The following is a 13523-nucleotide window of genomic DNA, read 5'->3' on the forward strand; positions in this document are numbered from 1 at the left end:
AGATGATAAAAGCTAAGATAATAGTCAAACTAAAAAACACAATTTTAGATCCACAGGGAAAAACAATTCAACATGCTCTTGAAACGCTTGGATATAAAGAGATAGAAAGTTTACGGTCGGGAAAATTTTTCGAGATAAATTTAAATATGGACAACGAAGAAAAAGCTAAATCCATTGTTGACGAGATCTGTCGTAAAATTCTTTCAAACCCCGTGACTGAGGAATATCAATTTACAGTTGAAAAAATCACGAAATTATAAAACTTCAATTTTCCCGCCCCAAAATTTTCTATAAATGTAAAGCAAAACAAGCACGAACGAACTTAACACAAATGCTATCGCAGAGCCAAAAGGTTTATCCCTCGCAACTATAAACTGATTTTGGATCAAATTACCAACAAGAATACTTTTAGCCCCACCGAGCAAATCAGACACTATAAATGACCCAAGCGTTGGGATAAAAACAATCGTAACACCAACGATTATCCCTGGCAAGGTAAGTGGTAAAATCACTCGTTTAAAAGTCCTAAACTCATCAGCCCCAAGGTCTTTGGATGCCTCAATTAAACTGATGTCGATTTTTTCAAGTGATGCATAAATTGGCAGGATCATAAACGGCAATTCCCCATAAATGAGACCAAGCAAGACTGAAAATTCATTGTAAAGTAAAGGCAGTGGTTTATTTATCAATCCAATTTTAAGCAAAAACAGATTTATTAAACCTTCATCCCGCAGAATCAAAATCCAGGCATATGTTCTTATCAAAAAACTTGTCCACAAGGGAACAATGATTAAGAACAAATACAGAATTTTATTTTCAGGTTTAACTTTCAACGCAATAAAATATGCAACTGGATATCCAATAAATAAGCAAATAATTGTCGTTAAAATGGCTATGTAAATAGAGCGAAGATAAATTGGAATGTAAAGTGAATCAAAAACCCTGATGTAATTTTTCAACCAAGCAAATGAAAATATATATTCCTTTAAATTCTCAATTGGTTCAAATCCCCCATAGATCCCACGTTGCAAAAAGCTATAATAAAGCATTATTAAAAGAGGAAAGAGAAAGAAAACAATAAGAACCATCGCAGATGGAATAAGAAAAACCCAGTAAACTTTACCCCTCATACTTCAAGAAAGACCATATTTCTTTTCTCCCAAACCACATAAACTTCTTCACCAGGGGAAAACTCATTCTTAAGCTTTACATCTCTGTTTTGTTCCTCGACAAAGATCAAAAAGCCATTTGCCCTTAAAACCCAACTCGTTGAAGCCCCGCAATAAAGTTTTGACTCAATGACCGCAGGGATGGATACAAAGGCTTGGTTTTTAACAGGAGCTTTTCTTATCAAGATTTTTTCAGGTCTGACGATAAATTTGAATTCACCGTTATTAAACCTCAGATTTTTATTGCTCAAAACTTTAAAGCGCACAAGATTTGGAAGTTCAATTTCAACTATATGTTTGTCCAGCCTATGCAAAATTCCCGTAAATAAATTCCTTGCACCCATAAAGTTAGCTACAAACTCGGTCCTTGGTCTTTCGAATATCTCATAGCCAGTGCCAACTTGCTCAATCTCTCCCCTGTTAATAACAGCAATTCTATCTGAAATTGACAACGCTTCCTCTTGATCATGCGTCACAAAAATAAATGTGATTTTAACCTCATGCTGAAGTTTCTTAAGTTCTATTTGCATCTCCTTTCTTAACTTCGGATCAAGAGCATTTAACGGTTCGTCGAGAAGCAAAACCTTTGGTTTAAGCACAAGAGCTCTTGCAAGCGCAACTCTTTGTTTTTGCCCGCCACTTAATTCTGAAGGTTTTCTATTTTCAAGTCCCGTTAACTGAACTAGCTCAAGCGCATCAAAAACCCTTTTTCTAATTTCAGCCTTTCCGAGATTCTGATATCTTAAACCGAAAGCGATGTTCTCAAAGACATTTAAATGTGGGAAAAGAGCATAATTTTGAAAAACCATATTAACGGGTCTTTTATAAGGCGGGATATCAGTATAATCAATCCCGTCAATTATAACCCTCCCTGAGTTTGGACTTTCAAATCCAGCTATTATTCTGAGAAGCGTTGTTTTACCACATCCACTTGGGCCAAGCAGTGAGAAGAATTCCCCCTTGTTTACAACAAGATTGATATTGTTAAGAACTTTAACATTATTAAAAGATTTACTTACGCCCTGAATCTCAACCAGGGCTTGAACCGAAGATGATGCCAACTCTCCCATCTCTTCTAAGTTCCCTCCAAATTTAATGGTTTTATCATGTTAACTTTCACAATTTCAAATATGTTTTCCTTTTGACAGCTCATGTTTCGTTTCTTCTTTTTTTAAATAAATATAAAATCTTTTTGAAAAAATCAAGTTTTGAAATATCTGAGCTCGAGTTATCCTTGAAAATAAAATCAAAATTCGCTACATTTTTACCAAGTAAAATAAAAATTGAGGTTTGAGGTATGTCAAAAACTTTAATTGCAGTACTTGGCGTCATAGGCTTTATAATTATCGTAGCACTGTTAATTGTTGGATGGATAACCTCGACATATAATCAACTTGTTCGGCTTGATGAGATGGTCAATCAATCATGGGCACAGGTTGAAAATCAATATCAAAGAAGATATGATTTGATCCCAAATCTTGTTGAAACAGTCAAAGGCTATGCAAAGCATGAAAGAGAAGTCTTCACGCAGGTTACCGAGGCAAGAGCAAAGGTTGGGCAGATAAATATAAGCCCAGAGGTTTTGAAAGACCCAGAAGCTTTTGCAAAATTTCAACAGGCACAAGATGCTCTCGGTTCAGCTCTCGCAAGATTACTTGCTGTCGCTGAAAATTACCCACAACTTAAAGCAAACGAAAATTTCCTTCAACTTCAAGCTCAATTAGAAGGAACTGAAAATAGAATATCCGTTGAACGAAGAAGATATAACGAAGTTGTACAACAGTATAATACCTATATAAGAAGATTCCCTGTAAATATAATTGCAGGAATGTTTGGCTTCAGAGAAAGACCTTATTTCAAAGCGGCTGAACAAGCGCAGCAAGCACCTAAAGTTCAGTTTTAAAAATAAACCCAAAACACATATGAAAAATGCACCCATTAAAACATTTACTTTTCTCGCCTTTGTTGTGATTTCACTTTTGTTTTCTTCCTTCATCTCACAAGAAGAACCTCTGAAACATCCACTTGAAAAACATCTTAAAAACATTCGCCAGCTCACATTTGGCGGAGAAAATGCCGAAGCATATTTTTCCTTTAACGAAACAAAATTAATCTTCCAATCCACGCGTGATAGTTTTGAATGTGATCAAATTTTTATAATGAACATCGATGGAAGCGACTTAAAACTTGTAAGCACAGGAAAGGGTAAAACAACATGTGCTTATTTTTTGCCAGGCGACACAGAGATTATTTATTCATCAACACACCACATAAATGAAAAATGCCCTCCAAAACCTGATTATTCCAAAGGTTATGTATGGAAACTTGATGATTACGATATTTTCAAAGCAAAAGCTGATGGTTCAAATTTAAGGCAGTTAACAAATACCCCAGGCTATGATGCCGAGGCAACCGTCTCACCGAAGGGTGATAAAATTGTCTTCACTTCAATGAGGGATGGTGATCTTGAAATTTATACGATGGATCTTGATGGTAGAAATATCAAACGACTCACTTTTGAAAAAGGATATGATGGAGGAGCATTTTTTTCCTGGGATGGAAAGAAAATTTGCTATCGCGCATATCACCCGAAGGATTCAGCTGAGATCGCTGAGTATGAACAACTTCTTAAAGATAGATATATTAAACCTATGAAACTGCAAATTTTTGTAATGGATGCAGATGGAAAAAACAAACGACAAATAACAAATAATAACGCAGCAAATTTTGCTCCATTTTTTCATCCCGATGGACAACGAATCATTTTCTCATCAAATATGCATGATCCAAAAGGAAGGGACTTTGATCTTTACATGGTAAATATCGAAACAGGTGAGATCGAAAGAATAACTTATTTCCCTGACTTTGATGGTTTTCCAATGTTCACCAAGGATGGGAAAAAACTTGTCTGGTGCTCAAATAGAAATAACAAAAAACGGGGTGAAACAAATATATTCATCGCGGACTGGGTTGACTGAGCAAAAACTTAAAGAAATAGAAGAAATCTTTGAAGAAATTATCAGTGGAAGATTCAATATCTCAAAGGTTGAACTCGTGTATGATAGCATTGATTTAACTGAAATTTTCATCAAGAAGCTTGAAAAATTGAATTTCATTCCTAAGAAAGTTAAAGATGTTGAAGTTGAGCTGGGATTTCGCGTCCCAGCTTTTTATTTAAAAAATCGCGAGGCGTTTTTTGGATGGGTTTTCTGGGAAATTTTCACGGAAACTAAAAAGCGTAAACTCTTTGGCTCAGTTCTGAAGAATCAGCGCGGGGATTGGGAAATTCAAATAACTGAAAATGAAAACACCATTATCTACGTCAACGAATTAAACAAGATTGAGATCGACCTATCAACAATGGCTTGGTAATCCTCACATCATCCCTGCTTTTCTCAACGCTTCAGCTCCACTTGCGATCTCAAGCATCTCCTTTGTTATCATAGCTTGGCGGGTCTTGTTAAAGAGAAGTTGCAAATCTTTAAGAAGCTCATTTGCATTTTCTGTAGCATTATCCATAGCCGTCATTCGTGCTGCCTGCTCCGCCGCATTTGACTCAAGCAAAACCCTCAAGATATGAGTTTCAAGATACTTCGGAATCAAATCCTTCAAGATGCTTTTGGGATCAGGCTCGTAAATATACTCAACAATAGGAACTTTCACACCTTTGGACGGCTTTACAACTTCAAGTTTTGAAACTATAGGGAGAAATTGTTCTACCACTATTCTTTGCTGAACTATTGATTTAAACTCATTATAAATTATCTCAACCCTATCAAATTCTTCCATCAAAAAACCGTCAACAATCCTTTTCATTATTTCTTGGACCCAAGAATACTCAATGGTTTTTCTAAAGAGCCCTGTGAAACTTCCAACTATTTCAAAATCCTTTTTATGTCTGCTGAAATAATCAAATCCTTTCTTTCCAACGCAAATTAGTTTAACTTTTCCACCTTGGAGTTCGCTTTTCCTTTCTTCTATCAAAGCTAATGTTCTTCTTATTATATTCGTGTTGAATGAGCCGCAAAGTCCTCTATCAGCAGTTACGACAACAAGTGCAATGTTTCTTACTTCCCTTTGCTTTAAAAATGGATTATCAAAACCACCTTCAAAAGTTAATATAAAACGCTGAATTAACTCATCAATTTTTTTAGCATAAGGTCTTGCTGAAATAATTCTATCCTGTGCCCTTCTCAAACGAGCGGCTGCAACCATTTTCATCGCTTTGGTGATCTTCTGTATGCTTCGCACAGCGTTGATCCGTCGCTTGATATCCCTTAAAGCAGGCATTAATCTTTCAAAGTTTATTTTTTAATGACAAACTTCACCCCCGCAATGAGCGGGGGTGAAACATAACTTTACAAAATTCACTTCAGCGTCGATTTAAACGACGAGACAAAGTCTTTCAAAATCGAATGAAGATTTTGAATCGTTTCATCATCAAGATCTTTCGTCTCAGCAATTTTATCGAGAATATCCTTATGCCTTGCTCTCATAAAAGCTAAAAATTCACTCTCAAATCTTCTAATTGACTCAACTGGTAATTCATCAAGATACCCTTGTGTCCCTGCGAAAATCAAAACAACTTGTTCCTCAACGGGCATCGGCTGATACTGATCTTGCTTCAATAATTCAACAAGTCGTTGTCCCCTCCTCAATTGTGCTTGAGTTGCCTTGTCAAGATCAGATGCAAATTTAGCAAATGCTTCTAGTTCTCTATACTGCGCAAGCTCAAGGCGTAACTTCCCAGCAACTTTTTTCATCGCTTTTATCTGAGCATTTCCACCAACTCGTGAGACAGAAATACCAACATTGATAGCGGGTCTCACACCTGCATTGAAAAGCCCAGGCTCAAGGTAAATCTGCCCATCTGTAATTGAAATAACATTTGTCGGGATGTATGCAGAAACATCACCAGCTTGAGTTTCAATTATCGGAAGCGCGGTTAAACTTCCACCACCAAGTTCATCGCTTAATTTTGAAGCCCTTTCAAGAAGGCGCGAGTGCAAATAAAATATATCTCCAGGATACGCCTCCCTACCCGGTGGACGCCTTAAGAGAAGTGAGACCTGCCTATAAGCCCACGCGTGCTTACTTAAATCATCGTAAACGATAAGAGCATGCCTACCCGAATCACGGAAATATTCTCCCATTGTACATCCAGCATAAGGAGCTATATACTGAAGTGGAGCCGGATCACTTGCAGAAGCAACTACAACAATTGTGTAATCCATCGCCCCTTCCTCTTCAAGCTTTGCAACAACCTGAGCAACTGTTGACATCTTTTGGCCGATAGCGACATAAATGCAATAAACTGGTTTTATTCCCAACTGTTTCGCTCTTTCAGTATGTGTAAACTTTTGATTTATTATCGTATCGATTGCGATCGCCGTCTTACCAGTTTGTCTATCCCCAATGATCAATTCTCTCTGCCCTCGGCCTATTGGAATCATCGCATCAATTGCTTTTATACCCGTTTGCAATGGCTCTTTCACAGGTTGACGATAAATAACGCCAAGTGCCTTCCTTTCAATTGGCATATACTTTTCAAATTCCACAGGTCCTTTATCATCAAGCGGTTGTCCAAGTGGATTTATCACCCTGCCAAGAAGTTTTTCACCAACCGGGACTGATAGAAGTCTACCTGTTCTGCGAACAATGTCACCCTCCTTGATAAGGGTATCCTCACCAAATAAAATGCAACCGACATTGTCCTCCTCAAGATTCATCGCAACTCCCATAACGCCATTTGGAAATTCAAGCAGCTCGCTCATCATAACCTTTGATAACCCATAAACACGCGCTATCCCATCCCCAACTTGAAGCACAGTCCCAACATCGTAAATATCAACCTCTTTCTCAAATCCAGTTAACTGTTTTCTTAATATAGCCGATATTTCATCAGGCCTAATTTCGACCGTTGCCATAACATTCTACCTTTGTTTTCTTTTTAACTCCCATAAATCAATTGTTCGCGCAAAAGTTGAATTCTTCTTTTTATGCTTGCGTCGTAAACAGTATCACCAATCTTTATTATAATCCCACCAAGTATCGATGGATCAACTTTATAAATCGCTTTAACTTTTTTCGCTCCAGTCAATTCAAGAATTTTTTTCTCAATTTTTTTCCTCTCGTTGCCATTAAGTTCCAGGGCGGTAATAACCTCTGCAGTCACCACCCCAACTTTCTCATCGTATAATTCCTGATACACTTTAACAATATCATGAAGTAAATCCTCGCGCTTCTTCTCAACCAGAAGAAGTATAAATTTCAAAACTATTGGATCAACACGACTATCAGCAAAAATTTCCTGGATTATTTCCCTTTTTTTGTCCTCTCTGATTATCGGACTTTTCAAGAAAAGTTGAAGATCACGCGAGCTTCTTATCATCGAATCAATCAACTGAACATCTTGCGTAATTCGATCAAGTTTCTTAAGTTCCTCAGCGATCTCAATTAACGCCTTAGCATATCTTTTCGCTATCCTTATATTAGCCATCTATCACCTCAAGCTCTTTTTTCAGAAGAAATTTCTTGAAGATATTTTTCAACAAGTTTCTTATGCTTCTGCTCATTTAAAGTTTCCCCAAGCAGTTTCGATGCAATCTGAATCGCAAGATCAACCACTTGAGTCCTCAACTGCAACATCGCTTGCTCTCTATGTCTCTCGATCTCCTCCCTTGCTCTCTCAATCATCATATCCGCTTCTTTCCTTGCCTTCTCCAATATCTCAGCACGTATTCTCTCAGCCGTTTCTCTACCCTCTCGAATTATTTTTTGCACTTCTTCCTCAGCGCGGGCAAGATTGCGTTTGTTCTCCCCCATCAATCTTTCTGCTTCCTCCTTTGCCCTTTGAGCATCCTCAAGAGCTTTCCTTATACTTTCCTCACGCCTTGTCAACGCTTCAATTATTGGTCCCCAAGCTACCTTTTTCAAAATTACAACGAGAATCAAAAATGTAATTATTGTCCATATCGCAACGCCTGGATTTATCTCAAGCATACTTTAAAAAATTTTTATTTTAACGCGAGAATGATACATATAACCTCAGCAAAGAGCGTGACACCTTCTATCAAAGCTGCTGAAATTATCATTGATGTTCTAACCTCACCAGCAACTTCAGGTTGACGACCGCTTGCCTCCATTGTTGCAGCTGCAAGTTTGCTTATTCCGTATGCAGCACCTATGACTGATAAAGCTGCTCCGAAACCACCTGCAATGTGTGCTAATTCGGGCATTTTCTCCTCCTTTTGTTTTTTGTTTTTATTTTAATGTTGATGTATTGAAAGACCCACAAATAGTGCTGTAAGCATTGTGAAAATATACGCTTGTATAAATGCAACTAATATCTCAAGAAAGTTTATGAAAATTGCAAAAGCAATTGAAATTGGAGCTACAAGAACACTTTTGAAAACGAAGATTAGACCAATCAAAGCCAAAATGACAATATGCCCTGCCGTCATATTTGCAAACAAACGAACGGTTAAAGCAAAAGCCTTAGCAAAAAGCCCAAGAAACTCAACTATGAACATAACTGGTGCAACAAACGCTGGAACACCATGTGGGACAAGCCCTTTATAATATCCAATTAAACCATGTTTTCTTATCCCAGCAATCTGAATTAGAATAAAAGATAAAAATGCAAGTCCACCTGTAACTGCAAGATTTCCAGTTGCGGTTGCCCCGTAAGGAATTAAACCAAAAAGGTTGCACAAAAGGATGAAAAAGAAAAGCGTCAAGAAATAATGAAGATATCTTAACCCCTCCTTACCAATTACAGATAAAATTATCTCATCACGAATGAAAACAACAAAAACCTCAACCAAATTCGCTAACCCATGTGGCACAACGCTTCTTCTATAGCTTCTGGCAACTAAAGACAAAACCACGATAAGGATTATCGAGACAAGCCACATAAAGAAAACATGCTTCGTAATCGAAAGATCTATTGTTATACCCCCAATATGAATCGGTGGAAACTGTGGAAGAGTTATATGTCCAAATGGTTCAAGATCAATTGTTCTTGAATCAGATATATGATGAAGCATCCAATCTGAGCTCTCTCCACCACCGTGAGAAGCTCCTGAATGCTTCAAAGTATCAGCTGCCACAGCTAAATTACTAATCCACACCTCCCTCAAAACTCCCTTTTTGTTGTCAATTTACCTAAAAATAAAACCTCAACCCCAAGGAAAACAAAGTAAAATAAAAGCAAAGATATAATAAGCCCATAAATTTCAAAATTTAAAACTTTCAGCAAGAGAAAAATCACTCCAGCGATCACAAATAATCTAATTCCCATGCTTCCTATCGTTAACTTCAAAAATTCTTTATTTGACTTCGCCATGCCTTGCTTCAGAATAAAAATTCCAATAATTGAATTGATAACGCTTATCAAAGAACCAACGATAAACGACTTTATGAACTCAACACTTGCAAATTTAAAAAGTGGATATGAAATTAGCAACCATACAACTACAACGGCAACCAAAGCATATATTAAAAATCTTTTGACATCAATTTTCATCATGCTTTTCCTTCCTTTTTAAAAGTTCAAGCACAGCCTTTATAAAGTTATACATACCCACAATTATACCGAGCGTCGCACCGACGATCATCCATAAAGGTGCTGTTCCATAATGGTCGTCAATCAATTTTCCTATAAACCAAAATATTACAACAGTTATCGCAAGCTGTAAACCAAGTCCGCTATACGGAGCCATTTCCTTTACAGCACGACCTATACCACGAAACGCTCCTTCCTTTTTCTCTTCATTTGACATTTTAGGAAATTTTGTTAACTGTTGAAACACTCGTCGTCATCACACACTTGCCATCAAATATCGCTCCCTCATCGACTACAAGCTTTGATGCTTTAATGTCACCCTTTATAACTGCTTTGCTTTCAAATACGAGCTTTTCAGCGACAACAATTGTTCCATTCACCTTTCCACTTATGATGGCACTTTTAGCCTCAATGTCTCCATGTACCTCCCCAGTTGCCCCGATTGTCAAATTACCATTAACATGGATATTACCGTTCACTTTCCCGTCGATTCGCATACTGCCTTGACTTACAATCTTACCCTCAATCACAGTTCCATTCGCAATGATGTTAATCTCAACATTTGAACTTTTTCCCTCCTTGTTCCCACCAATTAGAGCCATCGAATTTTACCCAAGTTTTAATTTGGAATATAATATCTGGGATTTAAAGGCTTTCCGTTCCTCCACAGCTCAAAGTGTAAATGTGGTTCATGTCCTGTCTTACCCGTTTTTCCAACAAGGGCTATTGCTTCACCTTGTCGGACAAAAACATTTCTTGTCTTCAAATTCATCTGCGCATGTTTATATACGCTCATATATCCACCACTGTGCAAAATCATGATTACATATCCATTTCTATAAGTCCAGTCAGAGAAAATAACATAACCGTCATCAATCGCCCTTATCACATCTCCTTCCCTTGCTGCAATATCAATTCCAAAATGTTGAATCTCTGGATTAAATCCACGAGTTAAAAACCCATTAAAAACTGGTGAAATAAACCTCGGCTTCACACCTTCAACATCGATTATTTGCAAAACATCGAAATCTTCATCCATTGTCATTTGGCTTCTCTGAGACATATTTTCAAGTTTGCTTATACTAACTGCAATACTATCGCTAACCTTCTCCCCAAGCGCTTGGCGTAAAAGATTATTGTAAAGTTTAACCTTCTCAAGTTCATAAGCAAAATTTTCAAGTCGTCGATATAACTCTTGCATTTTCTTCGCCCTCTCTCTGCTTTCGGCAAATGTTTCAGGAAAAACGATATATTTAACAGGCGTATGTATAACTATCACAAGAGCAATAGCAGAAATCAAAAGGATAAAAAGCACAATGGAAACAATCAAAGCCTCTCTACTTAACTTTACACCTCTGGGCTTCTCATTTTTATCAGAAAAAAATAAAACAGTATAAAAATGCTGCTTCTTACGCCTAAAACCTGACCTTGGAAATATCATCAGGCAGAAAGTTTAATTTTCAGGTTTTAAATATAAAAAAATAAGCCCTAAAAAACAAATTGCTAAAAATTTGCGGGATTAGACTTTGCCTGGGAACTTTATCACCGCCCCGTTTATTCCCTTTGCTTCTTCAGAACATAAATAACCTATAAACCTTGCCAAATCATAAGGATCCACCCAGTTTGAGTAATCAACCCCAGGCATGCTTTTTTTATTCTCTTCAGTTGCAATTACGCTCGGCAAGATAACATTACATGTAATATTGAAATCCTTAACCTCCTCCGCAATAACCTCGGTAAGTGCAATCAACCCCGCTTTTGAAACAATATAAGCGCCTTTTCCTGGTGAAGGTTTTAATGCAAGAGTGGAAGAAATATTAACAATCCGTCCATTTCTCTTCAGAATCATATCCCTTAAAGCCCACTTTGAACATAAGAAAGCACTTCGCAAATTCAAATCAATCATTTCATCAAATTCGCTCTCTTTAAGCTCAAAAATCATCTTCCCTTCAAAATATCCACCCACACAATTTATTAAGAAATCAACACCACCATGCCTTCTGACAAATTTAAAAATTTTTTCAACATCACCTTCCTTGAGCAAATTAGCTTTGACGCCGTACAGATTTTTATTTTTCAAAACATCTTTAAAAACTCCCTTAAACTTTTTTCCACTTCTATACACAGCATAAACTCTTGCACCATTATCAAGAAAATGTCTCACAACTACAGAGCCAAGCCCACCTGTTGAACCAGTTACAACTACATTTTTATCGTTGAACATGTTCTTTCCAGTTATGTTTTTAAAAATACTTTAATCCAGAAGCTGTATTAAAAATAACAACAATATCATCTCTTTTTATAATCCCATCAGAAACAAGTTTTTCAAGGGCCACCGCCGTCGCTGAGCCTTCTGGGCAAAGCATAATTCCCTCAACCTCAGCCATCTTTTTCATCGCCAAAATTATATCGCTATCTTCAACTTCAACCGCAGTGCCTCCACTTTTACGAATAATCTCAAGGATCAACCTTCCAGCAAATGGCTTTGGCACACGCAAACCATAAGCAATTGTTTTCGCATTTTCCCAGAACTCAACCTGAGTCTTTCCTTCTTTATACGCCTTAACAATTGGTGCACAACCCGAAGATTGAACTGCAACCATTTTCGGAAACTTTCTCTCGATCAAGCCAACCTCAATTAACTCATTAATAGCAAGCCAAATCCCAATGAGACCAGTTCCACCACCCGTTGGATAAATTATCCAATCTGGTACAACCCATCCAAGCTGTTCAACAATTTCAAACCCCAGAGTTTTCTTCCCCTGCAAACGATAAGGTTCTTTCATCGTTGAAATATCGAAAAATTCATTCCGACTTTGAACTATCCTCACAGCATCCGAAATTAGACCATCAACGAGCTCAACCTCGGCACCGTAAAATTCACATTCTTTTAAAATCAAAGACGGCGTATCCTTAGGAGCGCTTACAAAACATTTAATCCCTGCTCTAGCACAATAAGCACTTAAAGCACTTCCAGCATTTCCAGCAGTTGGCAAAGCAACCTTATCAATCCCAAGTTCAACCGCCTTTGAAACCGCACACGATAAACCACGAGCTTTAAATGAAAGCGTTGGATTAAACGATTCATCTTTTAAAAACAAATTCTTCAACCCGAGTATGCTCCCAAATTTTTCCAACCTTAAAAGCGGAGTCCATCCCTCACCCAAACTCACAACATTTTTTTCATCGATGACGGGTAAAAATTCAAAATATCGCCACATGCTTGAAACTCTGGTTTTAAAACTATCCCTGCTGACATGTCTTTTTATCCCATCGTAATCATAAACCGCTATCAATGGCTCGTTGCAATTCTGACAAAATCTTTGCACTTGGCGATGATCAAAAATTTCCCCGCAAACTGAACATCTCAGATAAATTATAAACGAGTTCATTTTTACTTTTGTTTTTGTTTATAAAAATTCCACCGTCAGTTATATAACCTGTAATGAGATCAGAGCCAACGACTTCAAAAATGACATCAATAGTTTTAAGATTTCCCCTTTTGCCAACTGTAAAAAATTCTTTAAAATTTTTAACAGGTTTCATACGCACAAATTTTGAAAAATCGCAAAGAACCAATGTCTCTTTCCCAGCAAGCCTTGCAATTTTAAAAATTGGCGAAGTCCCAGCCTTATTCAAAATATCCCCATTTTCAAATACCGCATCGCATCCAGATACAACGAGATCAACCGTCCCCAAAACATGATCAAGACCGAAATCATTTACCAGAAAGACATTAAAACCTAAATCCGAAAGTTTTTTCGCCATTTTATCGCCTTCACACTTGG

Annotated in this window: 19 protein-coding genes; 4 read left to right on the forward strand and 15 right to left on the reverse strand. The window is 37.3% G+C overall.

Features of this window, described 5'->3' with window-relative positions:
* The first annotated feature begins 2 nt into the window (after positions 1–2).
* The gene (purS, locus tag AWW78_RS03735) at positions 3–260 is read left to right on the forward strand and encodes a phosphoribosylformylglycinamidine synthase subunit PurS (protein ID WP_047134262.1); all 258 of its coding nucleotides are present in this window, start codon (positions 3–5) and stop codon (positions 258–260) included.
* On the opposite strand, the gene AWW78_RS03740 is transcribed toward purS, so the two are convergent.
* A complete protein-coding gene (locus tag AWW78_RS03740; RefSeq protein WP_047134263.1) occupies positions 255–1130 on the reverse strand; it encodes an ABC transporter permease in 876 nt (291 codons plus the stop codon). The two genes, purS and AWW78_RS03740, sit on opposite strands and share 6 nt — an antisense overlap.
* Complete coding sequence (locus tag AWW78_RS03745) at positions 1127–2239, reverse strand: ABC transporter ATP-binding protein (RefSeq protein ID WP_047134264.1); 1113 nt, start codon at positions 2237–2239, stop codon at positions 1127–1129. The genes AWW78_RS03740 and AWW78_RS03745 overlap by 4 nt, the downstream gene beginning before the upstream one ends.
* A 227-nt stretch (positions 2240–2466) precedes the next feature.
* Between AWW78_RS03745 and AWW78_RS03750 the strand changes: the two genes are divergently transcribed.
* Genes AWW78_RS03750 through AWW78_RS03760 form a run of 3 tightly spaced genes read left to right on the forward strand, consistent with a single transcriptional unit; the run spans position 2467 to position 4541 of the window.
* A complete protein-coding gene (locus AWW78_RS03750; RefSeq protein ID WP_047134265.1) occupies positions 2467–3072 on the forward strand; it encodes a LemA family protein in 606 nt (201 codons plus the stop codon).
* Positions 3073–3091: 19 nt separating this feature from the next.
* Complete coding sequence (locus AWW78_RS03755; RefSeq protein ID WP_047134266.1) at positions 3092–4147, forward strand: TolB family protein; 1056 nt, start codon at positions 3092–3094, stop codon at positions 4145–4147.
* Positions 4110–4541: a hypothetical protein gene (locus AWW78_RS03760; protein ID WP_141653943.1), complete on the forward strand. Its 432-nt coding sequence runs from the start codon at positions 4110–4112 to the stop codon at positions 4539–4541. Before AWW78_RS03755 ends, AWW78_RS03760 begins: the two co-directional genes overlap by 38 nt.
* A 3-nt stretch (positions 4542–4544) precedes the next feature.
* Here the strand turns inward: AWW78_RS03760 and atpG are convergent, their stop codons facing one another.
* The 13 genes from atpG to AWW78_RS03825 all read right to left on the reverse strand — a co-directional run.
* Entirely contained in the window at positions 4545–5459 is a 915-nt protein-coding gene (gene atpG / locus AWW78_RS03765) for an ATP synthase F1 subunit gamma (RefSeq protein ID WP_047134268.1), read from the reverse strand.
* Positions 5460–5536: 77 nt separating this feature from the next.
* Positions 5537–7096 (reverse strand): F0F1 ATP synthase subunit alpha, encoded by a 1560-nt coding sequence (gene atpA, locus AWW78_RS03770; RefSeq protein ID WP_047134269.1) that lies wholly within the window; start codon positions 7094–7096, stop codon positions 5537–5539.
* 23 nt (positions 7097–7119) lie between these two features.
* On the reverse strand, positions 7120–7668 hold the full coding sequence (locus AWW78_RS03775; protein WP_047134270.1) for a F0F1 ATP synthase subunit delta: 549 nt from the start codon (positions 7666–7668) through the stop codon (positions 7120–7122).
* Between the two features lie 8 nt (positions 7669–7676).
* Positions 7677–8171: a F0F1 ATP synthase subunit B gene (locus AWW78_RS03780; protein WP_047134271.1), complete on the reverse strand. Its 495-nt coding sequence runs from the start codon at positions 8169–8171 to the stop codon at positions 7677–7679.
* Between the two features lie 14 nt (positions 8172–8185).
* Positions 8186–8407, reverse strand: coding sequence for an ATP synthase F0 subunit C (gene atpE, locus AWW78_RS03785; protein ID WP_047134272.1), 222 nt, complete (start codon positions 8405–8407; stop codon positions 8186–8188).
* 30 nt (positions 8408–8437) lie between these two features.
* Entirely contained in the window at positions 8438–9301 is an 864-nt protein-coding gene (atpB, locus tag AWW78_RS03790) for a F0F1 ATP synthase subunit A (RefSeq protein WP_047134280.1), read from the reverse strand.
* A gap of 5 nt (positions 9302–9306) precedes the next feature.
* Complete coding sequence (locus AWW78_RS03795; RefSeq protein ID WP_141652037.1) at positions 9307–9699, reverse strand: ATP synthase subunit I; 393 nt, start codon at positions 9697–9699, stop codon at positions 9307–9309.
* Positions 9686–9952, reverse strand: coding sequence for an AtpZ/AtpI family protein (locus AWW78_RS03800; protein ID WP_075426083.1), 267 nt, complete (start codon positions 9950–9952; stop codon positions 9686–9688). Before AWW78_RS03800 ends, AWW78_RS03795 begins: the two co-directional genes overlap by 14 nt.
* Before the next feature lies 1 nt (position 9953).
* Positions 9954–10337 (reverse strand): bactofilin family protein, encoded by a 384-nt coding sequence (locus tag AWW78_RS03805; protein ID WP_047134274.1) that lies wholly within the window; start codon positions 10335–10337, stop codon positions 9954–9956.
* Between the two features lie 17 nt (positions 10338–10354).
* The gene (locus AWW78_RS03810) at positions 10355–11176 is read right to left on the reverse strand and encodes a murein hydrolase activator EnvC family protein (protein WP_075426084.1); all 822 of its coding nucleotides are present in this window, start codon (positions 11174–11176) and stop codon (positions 10355–10357) included.
* A gap of 78 nt (positions 11177–11254) precedes the next feature.
* A complete protein-coding gene (locus AWW78_RS03815; RefSeq protein ID WP_047134275.1) occupies positions 11255–11959 on the reverse strand; it encodes an SDR family NAD(P)-dependent oxidoreductase in 705 nt (234 codons plus the stop codon).
* 19 nt (positions 11960–11978) lie between these two features.
* Positions 11979–13127, reverse strand: coding sequence for a threonine synthase (locus tag AWW78_RS03820; RefSeq protein ID WP_047134276.1), 1149 nt, complete (start codon positions 13125–13127; stop codon positions 11979–11981).
* Positions 13075–13523, reverse strand: a 449-nt coding sequence (locus AWW78_RS03825) for an IF-2B domain-containing protein (RefSeq protein WP_474116094.1), incomplete at its 5' end; no start/stop codon positions are given. The genes AWW78_RS03825 and AWW78_RS03820, both read right to left, overlap by 53 nt.

The organism is Candidatus Kryptonium thompsonii, from assembly GCF_001535985.1.
GTDB lineage: Bacteria > Bacteroidota > Ignavibacteria > Kryptoniales > Kryptoniaceae > Kryptonium > Kryptonium thompsonii.

What these genes read in the sequence shown, in the direction of transcription:
- AWW78_RS03750 (WP_047134265.1), top strand. Translation starts at nt 2,467, where the DNA reads ATGTCAAAAACTTTAATTGCAGTACTTGGCGTCATAGGCTTTATAATT.
- AWW78_RS03740 (WP_047134263.1), bottom strand. Translation starts at nt 1,130, where the DNA reads ATGAGGGGTAAAGTTTACTGGGTTTTTCTTATTCCATCTGCGATGGTT.
- AWW78_RS03795 (WP_141652037.1), bottom strand. Translation starts at nt 9,699, where the DNA reads ATGATGAAAATTGATGTCAAAAGATTTTTAATATATGCTTTGGTTGCC.
- AWW78_RS03810 (WP_075426084.1), bottom strand. Translation starts at nt 11,176, where the DNA reads ATGATATTTCCAAGGTCAGGTTTTAGGCGTAAGAAGCAGCATTTTTAT.
- AWW78_RS03820 (WP_047134276.1), bottom strand. Translation starts at nt 13,127, where the DNA reads ATGAACTCGTTTATAATTTATCTGAGATGTTCAGTTTGCGGGGAAATT.
- AWW78_RS03800 (WP_075426083.1), bottom strand. Translation starts at nt 9,952, where the DNA reads ATGTCAAATGAAGAGAAAAAGGAAGGAGCGTTTCGTGGTATAGGTCGT.
- AWW78_RS03815 (WP_047134275.1), bottom strand. Translation starts at nt 11,959, where the DNA reads ATGTTCAACGATAAAAATGTAGTTGTAACTGGTTCAACAGGTGGGCTT.
- atpE (WP_047134272.1), bottom strand. Translation starts at nt 8,407, where the DNA reads ATGCCCGAATTAGCACACATTGCAGGTGGTTTCGGAGCAGCTTTATCA.
- purS (WP_047134262.1), top strand. Translation starts at nt 3, where the DNA reads ATGATAAAAGCTAAGATAATAGTCAAACTAAAAAACACAATTTTAGAT.
- AWW78_RS03805 (WP_047134274.1), bottom strand. Translation starts at nt 10,337, where the DNA reads ATGGCTCTAATTGGTGGGAACAAGGAGGGAAAAAGTTCAAATGTTGAG.
- atpA (WP_047134269.1), bottom strand. Translation starts at nt 7,096, where the DNA reads ATGGCAACGGTCGAAATTAGGCCTGATGAAATATCGGCTATATTAAGA.
- AWW78_RS03780 (WP_047134271.1), bottom strand. Translation starts at nt 8,171, where the DNA reads ATGCTTGAGATAAATCCAGGCGTTGCGATATGGACAATAATTACATTT.
- AWW78_RS03745 (WP_047134264.1), bottom strand. Translation starts at nt 2,239, where the DNA reads ATGGGAGAGTTGGCATCATCTTCGGTTCAAGCCCTGGTTGAGATTCAG.
- atpG (WP_047134268.1), bottom strand. Translation starts at nt 5,459, where the DNA reads ATGCCTGCTTTAAGGGATATCAAGCGACGGATCAACGCTGTGCGAAGC.
- AWW78_RS03755 (WP_047134266.1), top strand. Translation starts at nt 3,092, where the DNA reads ATGAAAAATGCACCCATTAAAACATTTACTTTTCTCGCCTTTGTTGTG.
- AWW78_RS03775 (WP_047134270.1), bottom strand. Translation starts at nt 7,668, where the DNA reads ATGGCTAATATAAGGATAGCGAAAAGATATGCTAAGGCGTTAATTGAG.